This window comes from Kitasatospora sp. NPDC022785 (assembly GCF_055561295.1).
In genome coordinates this window covers 144,317-163,146 of record NZ_JBVHHB010000010.1, presented here as the reverse complement: position 1 = coordinate 163,146, position 18,830 = coordinate 144,317, and the positions used below count along the sequence as shown (strand labels likewise).

11 protein-coding genes are annotated in these 18,830 nt (G+C 74.4%); 9 read left to right on the top strand and 2 right to left on the bottom strand.

Translation table 11 applies throughout. The features are described from left to right. Positions 1–4 precede the first annotated feature (4 nt). Complete coding sequence (locus tag ACZ3YO_RS18695; RefSeq protein ID WP_465570345.1) at positions 5–2,647, bottom strand: condensation domain-containing protein; 2,643 nt, start codon at positions 2,645–2,647, stop codon at positions 5–7. Beyond that, on the bottom strand, positions 2,637–4,418 hold the full coding sequence (locus ACZ3YO_RS18690) for a carbamoyltransferase family protein (RefSeq protein WP_465570343.1): 1,782 nt from the start codon (positions 4,416–4,418) through the stop codon (positions 2,637–2,639). The genes ACZ3YO_RS18695 and ACZ3YO_RS18690 overlap by 11 nt, the downstream gene beginning before the upstream one ends. Positions 4,419–4,675: 257 nt before the next feature. Between ACZ3YO_RS18690 and asnB the strand changes: the two genes are divergently transcribed. The 9 genes from asnB to ACZ3YO_RS18645 are packed head-to-tail and all read left to right on the top strand — an operon-like array spanning position 4,676 to position 18,818. Continuing rightward, positions 4,676–6,568 (top strand): asparagine synthase (glutamine-hydrolyzing), encoded by a 1,893-nt coding sequence (gene asnB, locus ACZ3YO_RS18685; protein ID WP_465570341.1) that lies wholly within the window; start codon positions 4,676–4,678, stop codon positions 6,566–6,568. Continuing rightward, entirely contained in the window at positions 6,565–7,350 is a 786-nt protein-coding gene (locus ACZ3YO_RS18680) for an aspartate/glutamate racemase family protein (protein WP_465570340.1), read from the top strand. Before asnB ends, ACZ3YO_RS18680 begins: the two co-directional genes overlap by 4 nt. Continuing rightward, positions 7,233–9,083, top strand: coding sequence for a non-ribosomal peptide synthetase (locus ACZ3YO_RS18675; RefSeq protein ID WP_465570339.1), 1,851 nt, complete (start codon positions 7,233–7,235; stop codon positions 9,081–9,083). Before ACZ3YO_RS18680 ends, ACZ3YO_RS18675 begins: the two co-directional genes overlap by 118 nt. Next, complete coding sequence (locus ACZ3YO_RS18670; protein WP_465570337.1) at positions 9,080–11,662, top strand: amino acid adenylation domain-containing protein; 2,583 nt, start codon at positions 9,080–9,082, stop codon at positions 11,660–11,662. Before ACZ3YO_RS18675 ends, ACZ3YO_RS18670 begins: the two co-directional genes overlap by 4 nt. Beyond that, entirely contained in the window at positions 11,659–13,827 is a 2,169-nt protein-coding gene (locus ACZ3YO_RS18665) for a non-ribosomal peptide synthetase (RefSeq protein WP_465570335.1), read from the top strand. Before ACZ3YO_RS18670 ends, ACZ3YO_RS18665 begins: the two co-directional genes overlap by 4 nt. Next, positions 13,824–14,804 (top strand): TauD/TfdA family dioxygenase, encoded by a 981-nt coding sequence (locus ACZ3YO_RS18660; RefSeq protein WP_465570333.1) that lies wholly within the window; start codon positions 13,824–13,826, stop codon positions 14,802–14,804. Before ACZ3YO_RS18665 ends, ACZ3YO_RS18660 begins: the two co-directional genes overlap by 4 nt. Continuing rightward, a complete protein-coding gene (locus tag ACZ3YO_RS18655; protein ID WP_465570332.1) occupies positions 14,801–16,390 on the top strand; it encodes a condensation domain-containing protein in 1,590 nt (529 codons plus the stop codon). Before ACZ3YO_RS18660 ends, ACZ3YO_RS18655 begins: the two co-directional genes overlap by 4 nt. Next, positions 16,381–17,892, top strand: coding sequence for a lyase family protein (locus tag ACZ3YO_RS18650; RefSeq protein WP_465570331.1), 1,512 nt, complete (start codon positions 16,381–16,383; stop codon positions 17,890–17,892). Before ACZ3YO_RS18655 ends, ACZ3YO_RS18650 begins: the two co-directional genes overlap by 10 nt. Next, positions 17,889–18,818, top strand: coding sequence for a GHMP family kinase ATP-binding protein (locus ACZ3YO_RS18645; RefSeq protein ID WP_465570329.1), 930 nt, complete (start codon positions 17,889–17,891; stop codon positions 18,816–18,818). The genes ACZ3YO_RS18650 and ACZ3YO_RS18645 overlap by 4 nt, the downstream gene beginning before the upstream one ends. Positions 18,819–18,830: the final 12 nt, after the last annotated feature.

The window sequence follows — 18,830 nt, the reverse complement described above, 5'->3', positions numbered from 1 at the left end:
ACGCTCAACTTTCCTGATCGGCGGTCTGCCGCTGCCGCTGCCGGTGCACGTCCGCCCGCGCCAGCCGGATGACCCGGACTGTCCTGTGCAGACCCGGGAGGTCGGGCTCGTGCGCTTCGATGTACGCCGCCAGCGCGGCGACCGTCCCGTCGACGAGCAGAACGCGCAGCGGCACCGTGACGGACAGCTCGCGCCGCACCCGCGCCACGATCCGCGTCGCGGTCAGCGAGTAGCCGCCGAGCGCGAAGAAGTCCTGGTCGGCGCCGACGGCGTCCACGTCGAGCTCGTCGGCCCAGATGTCGGCCAGGACGGTTTCGAGGGCGGCGCGCCGGCTGGAGGCCGGGGCCGGTTCGGCGGCCGCCTGCTCCTGCTGGGGAACGGCCCCGGGGCCCGCGGCGGTCTGGTCCGGCGCGACCGGCTCCCCGGCGGGCAGCCACTGGTCGGCCCGCAGCTCCGGATCCCGCACCACGGCCGCGAGGAGCGACAGGTAGTGCTCGACGAACCGGGCGATGCGCGCGGCGTCGTAGCGGTCGGCCCGGTACTCGACGTTGCCGATGGTCCCCGACGTGGTGGACTCCAGCGTCACCATCAGCCCGAACTTCGCCGAGCGGACCCGGACGGGCACCTCCTCGGCCGTGGCGCCCGGGAGCGTGAGCCGCACCGGGTCGACGTTCAGCAGCTCGAAGATGACCGAGGTCAGCGGCGAGCCCTGGGCGCCGTGGACCCGCCGCTCCCGCAGGGCGGTCTCCAGCGGGTAGTCCTGGTGCACGTAGGCGTCGATGACGGTGGTCCGGGCGCGGTCCAGGAGCTCACGGAACGGGAGTCCGTCGGCCAGCCCGGTGCGCAGCTGCACGAGGTTGACGAACGAGCCGACCAGCGCTTCGAGTTGCGGGTGGCTGCGGCCGGCCACGGAGGTGCCGACGGTGAGGTCGTGCTGGCCCGAGTAGCGGTGGAGCAGCCCGAGGAACCCGGCGTAGAGCACCATGAACGGGGTCGTGCCGCTGCGCCGGCCGAGGGCCTCGACCTCGCCGAGCAGCCCGGCGGGTATCTCGAAGCGGTGGCAGCCGCTGCGCAGGCCGGGGCCGGCGTCGGAGAGGTGCAGTGCCGTCAGGTCCACCTCGGGGGCGCCGACGACGCTCTCCCGCCAGTGGTCCTGCAGCGCGGGCAGCCGCTCGGCCAGCACGTCCCGGTGCCAGGCCGCGTAGTCCAGGTAGCCGGTGCGCGGCCCGTCGTCCGGCGCGGTCGCCCGGCCCGCGTACAGCGTGCCGAGCTCGTCGACGAGGTGGGCCAGCGACCACTGGTCGCAGACGATGTGGTGGACGACGAGGACGAAGGCCCAGTCGTCGTCGGCGAGGCGCACGAGCACCGCGCGCAGCGCGTTCCCGGCCAGGTCGAAGGGCGCGTTGACGGTGCGCTCGACCAGCGCGGCGAGGGCCGCCTCGTCGGGTCCGGGCAGCTCGACGGTCTCGAAGGGGGCCGCCGAGACCGGGGCGACGGTCTGGACGGGGCCGCCGTCCGACTCCGTGATCCGCAGCCGCAGCGCCTCGTGACGCCGCACCAGCTCGTCCAGGGCCCGCCGCAGCGCCTCCGGGTCCACCGTGCCGCGCAGCCGCCAGTACAGCGGGAAGTTGTACTGCGCCGCGCCCGGGTTGAGCTGTTCGGCGAGCCAGATCCCGGTCTGCGCGGAGCTGAGAGGGTGGGCGCCGCCGGTCGGTGCCGTGGGGATCGGCCGTACCGTCGCGGGCGAGGCCCGGTCGATCCAGTCGGCGAGCGCGGACAGCACAGGATGGTGGAAGAGGTCCTCCACGGTGAGCTCGACGCTGAAGACGGTGCCCACCCGCATGGCGACCCGGGCGGCCAGCAGAGAGTGCCCGCCCAGGGCGAAGAAGTCGGAGCCGGCGTCGATCTCGGCGGGGGAGACGTCCAGCACCTCGGCCCAGACGCCCGCCAGGAGGTCCTCGGTGGCGGTCAGTTCGGGGAGGCCGGGCGTCGCCGGGGCGGCCTCCGCCGCGTCCGGGCCCGCGGTCTCCTCGACGTCGAGCACGGGCAGGTCCGGCGAGTCCCGGAGCACGGCCAGCACCTGCCGGACGTCCTCGCAGAAGGCCGTCACACCGGCGGGGTCGTAGAGGTCGCGGTCGAACTCGCAGCCGGCCTCCTTGCGGTCCGGGTCGAGGCTGAGCACCAGGTCCCGGTCGGCGAGCTGGGGTTCGATGCCCCGCCACTCCTCGGCCGGGCGCCCGAACAGCACCGCGACGCCTGAGCGCCCGGCGGACTCCTGCCCGGCTTCGGGTTCGAGTCCGGTTTCGAGCTCGGCGTCCAGCCGGCCGAGGGTCACCGTCGCGGCGGCCCGGCCGCCCAGGTCGACCTCGACGTCGAGGATTCGGGCCGGCCCCAGGAGCGTGCCGACCGCGAGCGCGGTGCGGCCGCGGTGGTGGCGGGCGGCCAGGGCGGCGGCGACTGCGGCGACCGCCACCGTCTGCGCCTCGACCCCGTACCGGGCCGAGACCTCCGCGAGGCACTCGGCGAAGGCGGCGCCGTCGACGCTCACCGACGCGCGCCGGAACTGCGGCACCGGCGGCCGCGGCCGGTCGGGCGGCAGGGTCGCGTGGGCGGCCGGCTGCCGGGGCTGGATGAGGCTAGCCGACATCGGCGATCGACTCCTTGGCGTCCTTGACGATGAGGGTGCGGCCGAGGACGAGGGCGTCCAGCTTCGAGCGCAGGAAGGTACGCAGGGCCTCCTGCGGGGTCGCGATGACCGGCTGGCCGCGCAGGTTGAAGGAGGTGTTCAGCACCACCGGGGTGCCGGTGCGGCGGCCGAAGGCGCCGATCAGCTCGAAGAACCGCGGGTTGCTCTCGGGGTGGAGCACCTGGACACGGGCGCTGCCGTCGACGTGGGTCACCGCGCCGAGGTTCTCGCGGTGCTCGGCGCGGGTCTGCGTCACGAACAGCATGTGGGCGTACCGGCTTTCGGTGCCGGGGGTGATCTCGAAGTACTCGGTGGCGTCCTGGACGCGGACCACCGGCGCGAACGGCCGGAAGCTCTCGCGCTCCTTGACCACCTCGTTCAGGCGGTCGCGCATGGCCTCGGTCCGGGGGTCGGCGATGATGCTGCGGTTGCCGAGCGCGCGGGGGCCGAACTCCATCCGGCCCTGGACCCACGCGGTGATGCAGCCGTCGGCCAGGAGCTCCGAGACGCGCTCGGCGAGGTCGGCGTCGGTGGCGAACTCCTCGACGGTGCAGCCCTCCGGCTCGCCGACCGCCGCCGCCAGCTCCTCGTCCGAGAACCCGGGCCCCCAGTACGGCATGGACATCCGGCCGGCCCGGGAGGACGCGGCGGCGTCTGTCGCGAGCGCCGCGCCGATCGCGGTGCCGTCGTCGCTGGAGGCCGGCTGGACGAAGATGTCGTCGAACAGACGGCTGCGCGACACGAGGCCGTTGAGCGTGCAGTTCAGCGCGACACCGCCGGCCAGGCAGAGCCGGCTCAGGCCGGTGCGCTCGCGGGCCGCACGCAGGACGTGCAGCATCGCCTGCTCGGTGATCGCCTGCAGGCCCGCGGCGATGTCGGCGTGGTCCTGGGTCGAGGGCTGCCCCGGGAGCCGGGCGGGGCCGAGCACGGCCGCCAGCTCGCGCAGGACGCCCTCGTGGGTCTCGTGCTCGAAGGCCGTGCGGTCCCGGGCCAGCACGGGGACGGTGTACGTGCCGTCCTCCCGCAGCCGCACCATGGCGGCGAAGCGGTCGTAGTAGCGCTGCGGGTCGCCGTAGGGCGCGAGGCCCATCACCTTGTACTCGTCCATGAAGGGGACGAAGCCGAGGTGGTGGGTGACCAGGCTGTAGAGAATCCCGACCGAGTGCATCGCCGGGATGGTCTGGAGCACCTCGATGTCCGCGCCCCTGCCGACCGCGACGGTGAGGCTCTCCGACTCGCCCATCCCGTCGCTCACCACGATCAGCGACTCCTCGAACCCGCTGGGGTAGAAGGTGCTGGCGGCGTGGGCCAGGTGGTGCGGGACGGGCCGGAAGCGGTCGCCCCAGGGCCGGCCCGGGAGGAACTTCTCGGCCAGCGCGAGCTGCGACTCCGTCGAGTACACCTCGCGGAACCTGGCCGAGGAGTAGGGGCTCTCGAAGCTGCCGGCCGGCTCCCCGTAGGCGAAGCCGTGCGCCAGGACGTCGATGTCATCGGGCCCCAGACCGGCCTGCGCCAGGCAGAACTCGATCGCGTTGACGGGGAACGACCCGGTGGTCTTCTCCCCCGTGAACCGCTCCTCCGCGGCGGCGGCCACCACCTCGCCGTCGATCACCAGGGCCGCCGCCGAGTCGTAGCCCTGGGCGAACCTGTGCAGCCGGGTATCGAGCCCGGGGAAAGCCTCCCGCTTGAATTCCAGGCCGCCGTTCAGCCCGCTGTAGCCGAGGACGCGCATAGTTCCCAACCTCACCGTCGATGCCACGCGAAATTGTTCGGCTCTCACGCTAGGCCGGGAAAGCCCCGTGCGTCGCCGCCCGCAGGTCGGGACCTGACCTGTACTTCGGTACGGCCGGGATTCTGGCCGAAAGGACGAGCGGTAAAACGTTGACCCGTGCGCGGCGCCGCTCCTAATGTGACCGACGGACATATCGAAGGAACAGCGGATTCCGTCAGGATTCGCGTGAGCGACCGGGTGATAGGAGCCTGAGCTCGATGTGCGGAATAGCTGGGGTTTACGGACTCGACGACCCGGCCGGCCTGGACCCCGAAGTCCTGACGGCCATGACCGACGCGCTGGTGCACCGGGGCCCAGACGCGCACACCACCTGTGAGACCGGCGCGTTCACCGCCGGATTCCGCCGCCTGTCGCTGGTCGACCTGGCCGGCGGCGGGCAGCCCCACGCCACCCCGGATTCCTCGGTCGTCTCGGTGTGCAACGGTGAGATATTCAACCACCGGAGCCTGCGTGACGAACTCCGGCGAAAAGGCCACCGATTCCGTTCCGGATCGGACACGGAAGTGCTCGTCCACCTCTACGAGGAATATGGCACCGAACTCACCGAACACCTCGACGGGCAGTTCGCCTTCGCCCTCTACGACCGGCGCGAGGACCGCCTGCTGCTCGCCCGCGACCACTGCGGAGTCCTTCCGCTCTTCTACACGGTGGTGGCCGGCCGGATCATCTTCGCCTCGGAGATCAAGAGCATTCTCCGGCACCCGCTGGTGGAACGCCGGGTCGACCTGCGCGGGCTCGACCAGGTGCTCTCGCTGCCCGGACTGGTGAGCCCCCGGACGATGTTCGAGGGCATCCGGTCGCTGCGCCCCGGCGAGCGGCTCGTCGCGGACCGCTCGGGACACCGCACCGAGCGCTACTGGGACCTCGACTACCCGCTCTGGGACGACGAGGCGCGCCACCGGGACGCCGCCGCGCTCGGCGACCCGCGCGTGCTCGACGGGTACGCCGACCGGACCAGGGGCCTCCTCGAAGCCGCCGTCCGCTCCCGTTCGGTCGCGGACGTCCCCGTCGGGATGTACCTCAGCGGCGGCCTGGACTCCAGCCTGATCGGCGGACTCATGGCCGCCGAGCGCCCCGACCACCCGTGGCCCAGCTACGCGGTGACCTTCCCCGGCAGCAGCATCGACGAGGCGCGCTACCAGCGGCTGGTGGCCGGCAAGATCGGCACCCGGCACCACGAGGTACCGGTGGACGCCGCGGACACCGCCGGCCTGCTCAGCAGCATGGTCCGGCACGCCGAGACCCCGGTGAAGGAGTCCTACAACGTCTGTTCGATGCTGCTGGCCCGCAAGGTCCGCGCCACCGGCACGGTCGCGGTGCTCAGCGGCGAGGGCGCCGACGAGCTGTTCGGCGGCTACCCGGGCTACCTGTTCGACACGGGCGGCCCGGGCCGCGGGACGGCCGACCTCCTGGAGGAGCAGCTCGAACGCGAGGCCGCCCACCGGATGTGGGGCCTGGACCTGCGGTACGAGACCGACCAGCTCCCCGCCCACGACCTGCGCCGCCAGCTCTACAGCGGCCCGCTGGCCGAGGAGTTCGACGGCTTCTCGGTGACCGCCCAGCGCCTCGTCGAACCCGAGCGCCTGATCGGACGCCACCCGCTGCACCAGCGCTCCTACCTCGACTTCCACCTGCGGCTCGCCGACCACCTGCTCGGCGACCACGGCGACCGGATGGCCATGGCCAGCTCCGTCGAGATGCGCTTCCCGTTCCTGGCCAGGGACGTCGTCCGGCACGCGACCACGATCCCGCCGTCCCTGATGACGGCCCACGGCCGGGAGAAGGCCGTGCTGCGCCGCGCGGCCGAGGGCCTCGTCCCGCCCGAAGTCCTGGACCGCCGCAAGTTCGGCTTCCGCAGCCAGACGAGCACCGAGCTGCTGCTGGCCGGCGACGACTGGTTCAACGACCTGCTCTCGCCCTCGACCGTGCGCCGGCAGGGCTACTTCGACCCGGCCGTCGTCGCCGAGCTGATCCGCCGGCAGACGTCGGGGGCCCGCACCGTGCACCCGCACCTGGACACGGACTACCTGCTCGTCATCGCGACCTTCGCGATCTTCCTGGAGGAGTTCGACCTGCCGTGCCTGGGATGATCCGAGAACGCGTCACCACGCACCCGACGACCGCCGTGCGGCCGACCCCGGCCGACGCCCCCGCGCGCACCGGGGAGCCCGGCACCCGCAGGCCGCTGATCGGCGTGATCGGCGGTATGGGCCCGCTGGCCTCCACCGAGCTCCTCAACACGGTGTACGGACTCGAACCGCCCGAGCACGAGCAGCTCGCCGCGCGGATCCTGCTGTGGTCCGACCCGGCCGTGGCGGACCGCACCACGGCCATCCAGTCCGGGACGGTCGACCTCGTCCGGGAGGCGCTGGAGTACTCGGTCGACCGCCTGCTCACCGCCGGCGCCGACGTCGTCGTGGTGGCCTGCATCACCGCGCACCCCGCGATCCGGCTGCTGCCTGGGCGGCTGAGCTCCCGCTGCGTCTCCCTGGTGGACCTGGTCTTCGAGCAGCTCGCCGAGCGCCCCGGCCGGCACCTGGTGCTGTGTACCCGGGGCAGCGTCCTCGCCGGGGTCTTCACCGACCACGAGCGCTGGCCCGAGTTCGCGCACCGCCTGGTCCTACCCGACGACGAGGACCAGGAGCAGCTGCACCGCCACGTCTACCGCCTCAAGCGCAACGGCGACCGGCTCGCGACGATCGCCTTCGTCCGCGGACTGCTGCCGAAGTACCGGGCCGCCGCGTTCGTCGCCGGATGCACCGAACTGCACCTGGTGACCCGGGCGATCGAGGCCCGCGGGCTGACCCGGCACCTGCCCAGCATCGACCCGATGACCGTCATCGCACAGCGAATCAGGGATGGATTGATATGACAACGCCGACGGTTCTGAGGCGATGGGCGGACAGCCTGGCCCGCGACAGCTCCCGCTGTGCCGTCAGGTCCGGTAGCAGAGAAGTGAGTTACCGGGATCTCGCGGGCCGTGTCGCCGGCTACCAGGCCGCGTTCGAGCGGACCGGCAGGCCCGCTGACCCGGTCCTGCTCTCCTGCGCCGACCCGGTCGAGGTGATCGCGGCCGTCCTCGGCTGCATGGCCGCCGGCCGCACGTTCGCACCGGTCGACCCCCGCCTGCCCGCCGCCGTGCTGGACGGCGTGCTCGCCACCCTCCGTCCGGGCGCGGTCGTCGCCGACACGGCGAGCCGCGAGGTGCTCGAGGGGCGCGAACTGCCCGACGGCGCCGGGTTCGTCCGCCCCGAGACGCTGGAGTCCCGCGAGTGGTCCGCCGAGGCCTGGCAGCGGGCCGCCCCGGAGGACCGCGGATACGTCTACTTCACCTCGGGGACGACCGGGCGCCCGAAGGGCATCCGCGGCAGCCTCCGGGCCGTCCACCACTTCGTCGACTGGGAGATCGCCGAGTTCGGGATCGGCGAGGGCACCAGGGTCTCCCAGCTGACCTCGCCGGGCTTCGACGCGTTCCTGCGCGACGCCTTCACCCCCCTGTGCGCGGGCGGCACCGTCTGCGTGAACCCGGCCGCCGAGACGCCGGTCGGCGAGGGCCTCGCGCGCTGGCTCACCGAGAACGAGGTCGAGGTCCTGCACTGCGTGCCGACCCTCTTCCGCACGCTGCGCTCCGCCGCCCTGACCCCCGGCTCCTTCCCGGCCCTGCGCGCCGTGCTGCTCGCGGGCGAGCAGCTCCACCCCTCGGACGTCTCGTGGTGGCGCGGCCTGTTCGGCGGCGGCAAGGAGCTGGTCAACCTGTACGGGCCGTCCGAGACAACCATGACGAAGCTCTTCCACCGGACGGCGGAGGAGGACGCCCACGCCCGGCTGGTGCCGGTCGGCCGGCCGCTGCCGGGCGTGGCGGCCCGGGTGCTGACCGGGCCCGGCGATCCGCAGGACGCGCTCGGCGAGGTGGAGATCGAGGTCCCGTTCCCGCTCCTCGGCTACCTCGGCGAGGACGAGTGGCGCGGCACGGCCACCACCTATCGCACCGGCGACCTCGGCAGGTTCCGGCCCGACGGGGCATTGGAGCTGTACGGCCGCCGGGACCAGCAGGTCAAGGTCCACGGCGTGCGCATCGACCTCGGCGAGGTCGAGAACGCCCTGCGCAGCCGTCCCGGGGTGCACGACGTCTGCGCGGCGGCGGTCACGGAGGACGCGTCGACCGCCCTGGTCGCCTACGTGGTGGCCCCGGACGTCTCGGACGCCGAGCTGCGCGCGCACGCCGCGCAGCGGCTCGCACCCGGCCTGGTGCCCTCGGTGTTCGTCCGTATGACGGCGATCCCCCGGACGCTCAACGGCAAGGTGGAGCGCCGCTCCCTGCCGCCGGTCCCGCTGCAGCGGACGGCGGAGGCCACGGAACCGCCGCAAGGGCCGGCGGAGACGCGGATCGCCGCGATCTGGAGCGAGATCCTCGGCCTGGCAGGGGTCAACCGCGACGACGACTTCACCCTGCTCGGCGGCGACTCCCTGGCGATCGCGCGGCTGATGGACCGGGTCCGCTACGAGTACCAGGTGGACCTCCCGCTGCGGGCGTTCCTCCTGGACCCCACCGTCGCCGGGCTCGCCTCGGCCGTGACGGACCGCATGGCGCGGAGCGGGTCGTGAGCGCTCCCGCGGCGGCCCCGCCCGCGAACGCCGTGCTCCGCGCCCGCCTGACGGGGGAGTTGGACGTCACCGCGCTGTCGGCCGCCGTCGGCGACCTCGTGGCGGCGCATCCGGAGCTCGAAGCGGCGGGGGAGCGGCCGGGCCGGGTCCGGCTGAGGGTCATCGACCTCTCGCGGTCCGCCGGGGAGCAGCAGCGGCGCGTCCTCGCCGACCTGGCGGCCGACGAGGCCGCCCGGCCGGTCGGGCCCGCCGGCCGCCCCCGGCTGCGGGCCTGCCTCGCCGGGCTGGGCGCCGGGGCGTACGAACTCCTGCTCACGGTGGACCGGGAGCGGGCCGACGCGTGGTCGGTCGCGGGGCTGGCCCGGGACCTCGGCGCCGCCTACCGCGCCCGGATTCCGGACGCACCGGCGCCGCCGCCCGCGACCGGACCCCTGCCGGGCGCCTGGCTCCCGGGCGAGCGGGCGTCCCGCAAGCTGCCCGCGGAGCCCGGCGGCGACGCGGCCGAGCGGGTGCTCGCCGCCTTCGCCGCGGTGCTCGGCAGGTACGCCGGCACGGACGAGGCCGTGGTGACCGTGCTGGACGGCCCGGCGCACCGGGTGATCCGGCTGGACCTCTCCGACGCCCTGACGTCCGCTCGACTGCGCGCCGCGGTGCGTACGGCACCGGAGGCCGGCGCGGACGGACCGGCCTTCCCGATCCGGGCCGCGTTCGCGGGGCACGGCCTTCCGGCCGCGGCCCTGGACCTGCCGGGCGTCACGGCCGAGGTGACCGTCGACTCCCCGCCCGACCCGGAGGGCCGGCTGATCCTGGCCGTGACCGGGCCGGACGAGTTCACCGTCGCCCTCACCGGCACGCTGCCGGGCCGGGTGACGGCCGAGGGCTTCGCCGGCCACCTCGTCCGGGCGTTGCGGTTCGGGCTCGACACCCCCGACCGGCCCCTGGCCGAGCTCGACCTCTCCGGCCGCCCCGCGCCCTACCCGGCACCCGCCCCCGCCACCACACGGCCGTACCGTGACTACCTGGCCTTCCTGGACGAGGAGTTCGCGGCGCGGGTGCAGGAAGCCCCCGAGGCGGTCGCGGTGAGCTCCGCGGAGGGCACGCTCGACTACGGCGGGCTCGACCGGTGGAGCTGCCGGATCGCCCGCGCCCTGGCCGGCCACGGCGCGGGCCCCGGGCAGGTGGTGGCGCTCCTGCCGAGTGGCGGCGCCGGCCAGATCGCGGCCGTCCTCGGCGCGATGCGCACCGGCGCGACCTTCACCTGTCTGAACCCCGCCGACCCGGACGCCCGCCTCCGCGACATCCTGGCCGGCACCGGGGCGGTCTGCGTGCTGGCCGACGAGGCCGCCGCCGCGGCGCACCCCGCGCTCCTCGGACCGGACGGCCGGCTCGCGGGCCTGCCGGTGCTTCCGCTGGAGGCCGCCCCGGGGGACGACTCGCCGGGGGAGCACGTCTGCTTCCCGGCCCCACCGGTCGCCGACCACCCGCTGTGCATCGTCCACACCTCGGGAAGCACCGGGACGCCCAAGGGGATCGCGCTCTCGCGGGCCGCGTTCGCGCAGTTCGCCGAGTGGCAGCGGGAGCGGTTCGGGATCGGGCCGCAGAGCCGGGTCGCCCAGTGGGCGCCGCTCACCTACGACGCCGCGTACACCGAGATCTTCGCGGCGCTCACCGCGGGCGCCGCGCTCTGCCTGCCGCCCGCCGCGGCCCGGCGCGATCCGGTCTCGGTGGTGCGCTGGCTGCGGCGGGAACGGATCGGGCAGATCCAGACGGTGCCGTCGTTCTTCCGGCTGATCACCGAGGCGCTGGACGCGCAGGGCGGCGAACTGCCGGACCTGCGACACGTCCTGGTCGCCGGTGAGGTGTTCCCGGTGGACCTGGCCGAGGCCTGGGCGCACCGGCCGGTGCGGCCGGGGCTGCACAACCTGTACGGGCCCACCGAGTGCATCCTCGCCACCCACCACGAACTGCCCCCGGGCGGGGCGTTCCCGGCCACCGTGCCGATCGGCGGGGCGATCCCGGGCCGGGAGGTTCTCGTCCTCGACGGCCTCGGCCGGCCGTGCCCGGCCGGGGTGCCCGGCGAGATCCACCTGCGCAGCGCGTTCCTGGCCGGCTCCTACCACCGCCGGCCCGCCGAGACGGCCTCGGCGTACCTGCCGGATCCCTGGCGGCCCGGCCGGACGCTGTACCGCACCGGCGACCGCGGCTACGTGCGGGCCGACGGCACGCTGGCGTTCACCGGCCGGACCGGCAACCAGGTGAAGATCCGCGGGAACCGGGTCGAACTGGACGAGGTCGAGGCTGTGCTGGAGCAGCAGGCCGGCGTGCGGGAGGCCGCCGCGGCCGTCCGCACCACCGCGTCCGGCGACCCCTGCCTGGTGGGCTACGTGGTGGCCGACCCCGGAGTCTCCGGGGAGGGGCTGCGGCGGCTCCTCGCGGCGCGGCTGCCGGCCCCCGCGGTGCCCGACCTGATCGCGGTGCTGGCCGACCTGCCGCGCACCGCCACCAACAAACGTGATCGTGCGCGGCTGCCCTGGCCCCTGCCGGCACGACGGAACGAACCGGAAGGTGACGAATCATGACGAACGCCGAAGCGGCGATCGCGGCCCTGGCGGCCGGGACCGGGGTCGGCCCGGACACCGTGCGGCTGGCCGCGTCGTTCAAGGTGGCGGCGGTGCTCACGGGCTCCGACGCGCTCGGCGACGGCGGCGCGAGCTGGCGCGAGCTCGTCGCCCGGGTGGCCACCCCGGAGGGGCGGGCCGAGGCCGAGCGGGTCGGGCGGGAGGCCGCCGAGCAGGAGCACGTCGGCCCTGACCGCGTCGAGGGTTACGTCCGGACGGTCCTGGAGCGGATGACCGCCTCCCCGGACGACGCGCACGACGCGCATGGGCTGGTCGGCGGGGAGGAGCTGGCGGCCGTGCTCGCGGGCTCGGGCGGGCCGGTCCGGCCGCTGCCGGACCGCCGGTTCCACGAGCTGTTCGAGGAACGGGTGCGCCGGCACCCCGACGCGGTCGCCGCGGTGCAGGCCGGGCGGAGCTGGACGTACGCGGAGCTGAACGGCCGCGCCAACCGGATCGCCCGGTCACTGCGGCGGGAGGGGCTGGCCGACGAGGACGTGGTGGCCGTGGTGGCCGAGCGCTCGCTGGAGTGGATGGCCGCGGTGATCGCGATCTTCAAGGCGGGCGGCTGCTACCTCCCGCTGGACCCGGCGTTCCCGGCCGAGCGGATCTCCGTGGTGCTGGAGCGCAGCGGCTGCCGCCGGGTGCTGGCGGACCGGGGGCTGGCCCAGCTCGACGAGGCGGTGCGGGGGCGTGGCGACGTGACCGTCTCGGTGCTGACCGGGGTGCCGGCCGGGCCCGGCCCCGAAGAGGACCTCGAACTGCCTGTCCGCGCCGACCAGTTGGCGTACATCTACTTCACCTCGGGATCGACCGGTGAGCCCAAGGGCGCGATGTGCGAGCACGCCGGCTTCCTCAACCACCTCTACTCCAAGATCGAGGACCTGGGTGTCCGCGAGGGCGACGTCATCGCCCAGACCGCCCCGCAGTGCTTCGACATCTCGCTGTGGCAGCTGCTCTGCGCGCTGCTGGTCGGCGGCCGGACGGAGATCATCGGACAGGACACCATCACGGACGTCCGCCGCTTCGTGGAGACCGTCACCCGGGCGGGCGTCCAGGTGGCCCAGCTGGTGCCCTCCTACCTGGACCTGGTGCTGGAGACCCTCCAGGGCGACAGCCTCGGCCTGCCGTCACTGCGCTGCCTCGCGGTGACGGGAGAGGCGCTCAAGACCGAACTGGTGCACCGGTGGTTCGCCGCCTTCCCCGGCATTCCGCTGGTCAACTGCTATGGCACGACTGAGGTTTCGGACGACACCAACCACGGCGTGATGCACCGCCCGCCGGCCGGCCGGTCCGTCCCGCTCGGCCCGCCGACCCGCAACGTCCGCGTGTACGTGGTGGACGAGCAGCTGCGCATGGTCCCCGACGGGGCGCCGGGGGAGATCGTCTTCGCAGGGGTGTGCGTCGGCCGGGGGTACGTCAACGACGCCGCCCGGACGGACGCCGCGTACCGGGCGGACCCGTACCGGCCGGGCGAACGCCTCTACCGCTCCGGCGACTTCGGACGCCGGCTGCCCTCCGGCGAGTTCGAGTACCTCGGCCGCCGGGACTCGCAGGTGAAGGTGAGCGGATTCCGGATCGAGATCGGCGAGATCGAGAACCGCCTGCTGCAGGTCCCCGGCGTCCGCGACGGCGCCGTGGTGATCGCGGGTTCGGCCGAGGACCCGCAGCTGGTCGGTTTCTACAGCGGCGCCGCCGCCCCGGAGCCTGGGGCCGTGGACCGGGCCCTGGCCGCCGTCCTGCCGCACTACATGGTGCCGGGCCGGCTGCACCGCCTTGCCAGGCTGCCGCTGTCCGCGAACGGCAAGATCGACAAGAAGGCGCTGACCGCCGCGGCCCGGGAGCAGGGCCGGCCGTCCGCCGACGGCGACGTGGCGCTCCCGGAGACCGACACCGAGCGCCGGGTCGCCCGGCTGTGGGCCGAGCTGCTCAACGTCCCGCTCGACCAGGTCGGCCGCGGCTCCCGGTTCGTCGAGCTCGGCGGCACCTCACTGGCCGCGATCCGGCTGGCGATCGCCCTGGACCGCGCGGTGACGGTGGGCGAGCTGAAGGCCACCCCGACCGTCGCCGAGGTGGCCGGACTCCTCGACCGCAAGGCGGCCGGCCGGACCGCGGAGGCGCGGCGATGACCACCGCCACCCGCACCACCACCACCCGCACCGCACCGGTCCTGCGCGTGCTGGAAGCCGCCCCCGGCCCGCAGTGGGCCGCCGAGCACCGCGGAGAGGTCCTCACCGAGGTCCAGACGGCCGGGGCCGTCCTCCTGCGCGGCCTGGGCGTCGCCTCGGCCGCGGACCTCGCGGCCGTCACCGCCGCCCTCGGGGTCGAGCCGATGGTCGAGCGGGAGGGGTTCGCGCCCCGCGAGCGCCACGGCCAGACGGTCTACTCGGCCTCGCACTGGCCCGCGGACGCCCCGATGTGCATGCACCACGAGCAGAGTTACGCCTCCGAGGTCCCCGGTCTGCTGGTGTTCGGGTGCCTGACCGCCCCGGACCGCGGCGGCCGGACGATGCTCGCCGACTCCCAGCAGGTGCTGCGCAACCTCCCCCCGGAACTGGTCGAGCCGTTCCGTCGGCACGGCTGGCTGCTGCTGCGCACGTACCAGGACGTCGGCCTGCCGTGGACCGACGCCTTCGGCACCGAGGACCGGGCCCAGGTCGACGCCTACTGCGCGGCCGAGGGCATCCGGCACGAGTGGTTCGACGACGGCCGGCTGCGCACCGCGCAGCGCCGGGCCGCCGTCGTCGCCCACCCCCGCACCGGCGTGCCCGGCTGGTTCAACCAGATCGCCTTCCTCAACGAACTGACCCTGGACCCGGCGATCCGCGAGTACCTGCTCGACCAGTACGGGCCGGCCGGTCTGCCGTTCACCACGGCCCACGGCGACACCACCCCGGTCGGCGCCGACACCGTCGAGACCGTCAACGCGGTCTACGACGCGGCCGCCTTCGGCGAGTCCTGGCGAGACGGCGACGTCCTGGTCGTCGACAACATCCGGATGGCCCACAGCCGGGAGCCGTACGAGGGCCCCCGGGAGGTCGCCGTCGTCCTCGGCGACCCGGTCCGGCTCGCCGGCCACGTCCTGCCCGGCGGTGAGGCCGGATGACCGCCGCCTCCTTCGCGCAGGAACGCGCCTGGCTGGCCAGCCGGTTCGCCGCCGACACCGCGCTGTACCACGTCGCGGACCAGTGGCCGTTGCACGGGGACGTCTCCGAGGGACAGATCCGGGCGGCACTGGCCGCCGTGGTGGACCGGCACGAGGCGCTGCGCACCGGGTTCCGGGTCGTGGACGGCACACTGACCGCGGTCGTCCACGACCGCGTCGACCTCGATCTGGAGGCCGTCGACCTGTCCGGCCGGACCGAGGAGAAGCAGCGCGCGGACCGCGAGGCCCTCGCCGACCGGCTGAAGCACACCGCCTTCGACCTCTCCCGCGCACCGCTGTGGCGCGCCGGACTGGTCAAACTCGGCGCCGGGCGCTGGCGGTTGCTGTTCGTCGCCCACCACGCGGTCTGCGACGCCCCGTCACTCTTCAACCTCCACGCCGAGATCACCGAGTTCTGCGCGGCGTTCGAACAGGACCGGCTGCCGCACGTCCCCCGACTGCCGCTCTCCTACGGCGAGTACGCGCGGCAGCAGCGCGAGCGCCTCGGCGGCGCCGAGATCGCCGCGCTGGCCGGCTACTGGCGGGCGCAGCTCGCCGGTCTGCCACCCGCGCACGGCCTTCCGCTGGACCTGCCGCGGCCGGCCCGGAGGTCCTTCGCCGGCGCGGAGCTCCGGGCCGAACTCCCGGCCGGCACGGCGTCCGCGCTCGCGGAGGCCGCCGGCCGGTACCGGGTCACGCCGTTCGAGGTCCTGCTCGCCGGGTACGCGGCCCTGCTCCACCGGCGCTCCGGCCGGGACGACATCGTCCTCGGGGTGCCGCTCTCCGGCCGGGACCGCCCCGAACTGCTGCCCCTCGTCGGCACCTTCGTGAACATGGTGGTGCTCCGGGTGGACACCTCGGGCGACCCCTCGTACGGCGGGCTCGTCGAACGCGTCCGGGCGGTGTGGCGGGCGGCCCGCGACCACCAGGAGATGCCGCTCCAGACCGTGGTCGAGCAGCTCGCACCGCAGCGCGGCCCCGGCCTGCCCCCGCTCTACCAGCTGGCGTTCAACGTCACGGCGGCCGAGGGCTTCGGGCCCCCGTCCACCGCGGCCGAGGACGACCTGCTGTTGGAGGTGTCCGGCACGACGGCCCGCCTCGAGTACAACACCGCTCTGTTCGGACGGGAGACCGCCGAAGGGCTGCTCTCCGACTACGCGGCGGTGCTCACGGCGGCCCTCGCCGACCCGGCGACACCGCTGTCCCGGCTCCCGGCGGGCCCGGGGCCCGAGGGGGGTGCCGTCCCGGCCCCACCGCCCGGCCACGTCCCGCCGCGCACCGCCGCCGAGGAACTGGTGGCCCGCGTCTGGGCCGAAGTCCTCGGCGTCGACCGGGTGGGCGTCGACGACGACTTCTTCGCCGTCGGCGGCCACTCGCTGCAGGCGCTGCGCCTGCTCGCCCGGCTGTCGTCCGACCACCGCGTCGAGACCACCGTCGACGCCTTCTTCTCGAACCCGACCGTCGCACGGCTGGCCGCAGAGCTGGAGCGGCACGCCGCGACGCGCCGGGAGAACCAGACCGACCCCGAGGGAGAGACATGGCAGTGACCGGCCGGATCGACGGCGTGCCCAGCGAGGTCTGGGACGAGGAGGTGCTGGCCCCGCAGTTCGGCTACGAGGCCGAAGCCCTGTTGCCGCACTACGTGTCGATCGAGAAGGTGCTGCTGCTGGAGTACCGCAGGATGGGCCTGGTCGACCCGGAGGGGGCGGCCGCGATCGCCGGACGGCTCGACGAGCTGACCCCCGAGCTGATCCGGGCGGACCCGCGGGACAACATGTCGGACATCTTCTTCGCGATGGAACGCCACGTGGCCCGCGGCGGTACCGCCCCGTTCGCCGCCTGGCACGTGGACCGCAGCCGCAACGACTTCCAGGCCTGCGGCCAGCTGTTGTCCTGCCGGGAGAACGTCCGTGCCCTCGCCGGGGACCTCCTCGCCCTGGGACGCACGGTGGCGGCGCGCGCCGCCGAACTGCCCGACAGCCCGATGCCCGGCTACACCCACGCGCAGGCCGCGCAGACCATCACACCCGCCTTCTACCTCTCGGCGCTCTCCGAGGAGACCCTCGGCGCGGCCCGGCGCCTGCTGACCACCTACGACGAGATCGACCGCTCGCCCCTCGGCGCGGGCAGCATGGCCGGCCAGGAACTGCCCTGGGACCGCGAGCGGATGGCCGGGCTGCTGGGCTTCCGGCAGCCGCAGCCGCACGCCCTCGTGTCGGTGGCCTCCCGGTCCTGGGCCCTCGCGGTCGCGTCCGAGCTCTCGAACTTCGCCGTGCTCCTCAGCCGGTTCACCACCGACCTGATGACGTGGAGCGGAGCCGGGTTCGGGTTCGTGGACTTCCCCGACGCGCTGGCCGGGATCTCGGCCGCGATGCCGCAGAAGCGCAACTTCCCGGTCCTGGAAAGGATCCGCGGCCGCTGCTCGCACGTCGTCGGCTGCGCGACCCAGCTCGCCTTCGCCCAGCACGGCACCCCGTACGCCAACAGCGTCGAGGTCTCCAAGGAGGCCGGGCGGCACCTCCAGGCCCAGTTCGCCGCGCTGCGCTCGGCCCTGCGGCTGGCCCACACCGTCCTCGCCACCGCCACCTTCCGGACCGACCGCATGCGCGAGGCCTGCGAGGGGGACTTCCTCGGCGCCTTCACCCTCGCGAACCGGCTGACCCTGGACGCCGGCGTCCCCTGGCGGACGGCGCAGGTGATCGCCGGGGCCTACGTCAGGGCCGCCATCGCCAAGAACCTGACCGCGGCCACCCCTGACGGCCCGCTGCTCGCGGCGGTCGCCGAGGACCACGGCCACCGGGTGCCGGAACCCGCCGAACTGCTGTCCGGCGCACTCGACGCCGACAAGGCCGTCCGGGTCAAGAACTCCGCGGGGTCGACGCACCCCGACGCCGTCCGCGCCATGCTCGCCGCGCAGGAACGCGGCTACCGCGAGGTCTCCGGGCAGTGGCTGGTGCGCGGCGAGGCGGCGAGCGTCGCCGTGGCGCGCGTCGACGCCCTGCTGGCCGTCGAGGACACCGCCGAGCGCACCCCGGCGGGCACCCCGTGACCGGCCCCAGCCTCATCACCCGCCGCCCCGGCGCGGACCTGCGCAGCGGCCGCGCCGACGCCTCCGGGACCTTCGGCGAACTGCTCCAGGGACGGCTGCCCGACGGCACGGACTTCCTCGTCACCCTGCCGATCACGCTCCGCTCCCGGGCCTGGTTCCGCTTCGACGGGGCCGGTCCGCTGCGGGTCTTCCCCGCCCACAAGAAGAAGTCCCTGCGGCTGGCCGAGGCCATGCTGACGGTGCACCAGCCCGGTGGCGGCGGGACCCTGATCCTGGACAGCGACCTGCTCATCGGCAAGGGACTGGCCAGCTCCTCGGCCGACCTGGTCGCCACCGCGCGGGCGGTCGGCGGCGCGCTGGGACTGGACACCGGCCCGGCGGCGGTGGAGCACTGGCTGCGCCCGATCGAGCCGACCGACGGGGTGATGCACCCGGGCGTCGTCGTCTTCGAGCACCGCGAAGTGCGGCTGCGCGAGGCCCTCGGCGGGCTGGCGCCCGCCACCGTGGTGGCCGTGGACGAGGGCGGCCACCTGGACACCGTCGCCTTCAACAAGCGTCCCAAGCGCTACTCGCCGGCCGACACCGCCGAGTTCACCGGACTGCTGGACACCCTGACCGCGGCCGTGCGCGCCGGGGACCTCGCCGCCGTGGGTCGGGTGACCACCCGCAGCGCCGTCCTCAACCAGCGGTTCGCACCCAAGCGGCACCTGGACGCGATGCTGGCCATCGCCGGGCGGACCGGGGCGCTCGGCGTCGTGTGCGCGCACAGCGGCACCATGCTGGGCCTGCTGTTCGACGACGCGGACCCGGACCGCGCCCGCAAGGTGGCCGAGGCGCACGCGGCCTGCGAGGCCCTGGGCGACGACACGCTGCTGTTCCGGACCCTCCCCCGGCCCTCCCGGCAGGGCAGTTCCCACACCTCCTAAGGACGTGCACAC

Bases quoted from the DNA above. Each gene is read 5' to 3' on its own strand.
- ACZ3YO_RS18695 (WP_465570345.1), bottom strand. From the start codon at position 2,647: ATGTCGGCTAGCCTCATCCAGCCCCGGCAGCCGGCCGCCCACGCGACC.
- ACZ3YO_RS18655 (WP_465570332.1), top strand. From the start codon at position 14,801: ATGACCGCCGCCTCCTTCGCGCAGGAACGCGCCTGGCTGGCCAGCCGG.
- ACZ3YO_RS18660 (WP_465570333.1), top strand. From the start codon at position 13,824: ATGACCACCGCCACCCGCACCACCACCACCCGCACCGCACCGGTCCTG.
- ACZ3YO_RS18690 (WP_465570343.1), bottom strand. From the start codon at position 4,418: ATGCGCGTCCTCGGCTACAGCGGGCTGAACGGCGGCCTGGAATTCAAG.
- ACZ3YO_RS18665 (WP_465570335.1), top strand. From the start codon at position 11,659: ATGACGAACGCCGAAGCGGCGATCGCGGCCCTGGCGGCCGGGACCGGG.
- ACZ3YO_RS18680 (WP_465570340.1), top strand. From the start codon at position 6,565: ATGATCCGAGAACGCGTCACCACGCACCCGACGACCGCCGTGCGGCCG.
- ACZ3YO_RS18675 (WP_465570339.1), top strand. From the start codon at position 7,233: ATGCACCGAACTGCACCTGGTGACCCGGGCGATCGAGGCCCGCGGGCT.
- asnB (WP_465570341.1), top strand. From the start codon at position 4,676: ATGTGCGGAATAGCTGGGGTTTACGGACTCGACGACCCGGCCGGCCTG.
- ACZ3YO_RS18650 (WP_465570331.1), top strand. From the start codon at position 16,381: ATGGCAGTGACCGGCCGGATCGACGGCGTGCCCAGCGAGGTCTGGGAC.